Below are 1,538 nucleotides of genomic sequence, written 5' to 3' on the forward strand. Positions count from 1 at the left end.
AGGCCGTAATCGGCCACGCTGAAGATCGGCGCCTCGGGATCCTTGTTGATCGCGACGATCACCTTCGAATCCTTCATCCCCGCCAGGTGCTGGATCGCGCCCGAAATGCCCACCGCGATGTACAGCTGCGGCGCGACGATCTTGCCCGTCTGGCCCACTTGGTAGTCGTTCGGCACGTAGCCCGCGTCGACCGCCGCGCGCGACGCGCCGAGCGCCGCGCTAAGCTTGTCCGCCAGCGGCTCCAGCACCTTCGTGTAGTTCTCGCCGCTGCCCAAGCCCCGCCCGCCCGACACGATGATCGACGCCGACGTCAGTTCCGGACGGTCCAGCTTCGTCACCTCGCGGCTCACGAACTGCGACATGCCCGCATCCGCCGCCGCCTCGATCTTCTCGACCGACGCGCTGCCGCCTTCCGCCGCAACCGGGTCGAAGCCCGTCGCGCGCACCGTGATCACCTTGATCGGATCGCTCGACTGCACCGTCGCGATCGCGTTGCCCGCGTAGATCGGACGCTCGAACGTATCGGCCGAGTCGACCGCCGTGATGTCGCTGATCTGCGCGACGTCCAGCTTCGCCGCGATCCGCGGCGCAATGTTCTTGCCATACGCCGTCGCGGGCGCGAGGATGTGCGAGTAGTCCTTCGCGATGTTCAGCGCGGTCGCCTCGACGTTCTCCGCGAGACCCGCTTCGAGTTGCGGCGCGTCGGCCAGGAGCACCTTCGCGACGCCCGCGATCTTCGCCGCCGCGTCCGCCGCGCCCTGCGCGTTGTGCCCCGCGACCAGCACGTGAATGTCGCCGCCGACGAATTTGCCAACCGCGGCGGCGGCAGCCACCGTGTTCAGCGTCGACGCCTTGATCGACCCATTATCGTGTTCGGCAATTACCAGAATCGTCATCTCTTTCCGCTCCCCTTACAGCACCTTGGCTTCGGTCTTCAGCTTCTCGACCAGCGTCTTCACGTCCGGCACCTTCACGCCCGCCGCGCGCTTCGCCGGCTCCACCACCTTCAGCGTCTTCAGACGCGGCGCAACGTCCACGCCCAGGTCTTCCGGCTTCACGGTCTCCAGCGGCTTCTTCTTCGCCTTCATGATGTTCGGCAGCGTCACGTAGCGCGGCTCGTTCAAGCGCAGATCGGTCGTCACCACCGCCGGCAACGCCAGCGACAGCGTCTCCGCGCCGCCGTCCACTTCACGCGCGACCGTGGCCTTGCCGTCGGCGACCGTCACCTTCGACGCGAACGTCGCCTGCGGCAGATTCGCGAGCGCCGCCAGCATCTGCCCCGTCTGGTTCGAATCGTCGTCGATCGCCTGCTTGCCGAGAATCACCAGCTGCGGCTGCTCCTTGTCGACCAGCGCCTTCAGGATCTTCGCGACGCCGAGCGGCTGCACTTCGTCGTTCGATTCGACGAGAATCGCACGGTCCGCGCCGATCGCGAGCGCCGTGCGAAGCGTTTCCTGAGCCTGCGCGACGCCCACCGACACCGCGATCACTTCCGTCGCCACGCCCGCTTCCTTCAGGCGCACCGCTTCCTCGACCGC

At 67.2% G+C, this 1,538-nt stretch carries 2 protein-coding genes; both read right to left on the reverse strand.

The genetic code is table 11. The annotated features are described in order from the left end of the window. Positions 1-896 (reverse strand): electron transfer flavoprotein subunit alpha/FixB family protein (locus WS62_RS08500; RefSeq protein ID WP_066570093.1); only part of this gene is annotated, 896 nt, incomplete at its 3' end. A 15-nt stretch (positions 897-911) separates the two neighbouring features. After that, positions 912-1,538, reverse strand: a 627-nt coding sequence (locus WS62_RS08505; RefSeq protein ID WP_066570095.1) for an electron transfer flavoprotein subunit beta/FixA family protein, incomplete at its 5' end; no start/stop codon positions are given.

Origin of the sequence: Burkholderia sp. ABCPW 14 (assembly GCF_001523835.1) — a bacterium.
Classification (GTDB): domain Bacteria; phylum Pseudomonadota; class Gammaproteobacteria; order Burkholderiales; family Burkholderiaceae; genus Burkholderia; species Burkholderia mayonis.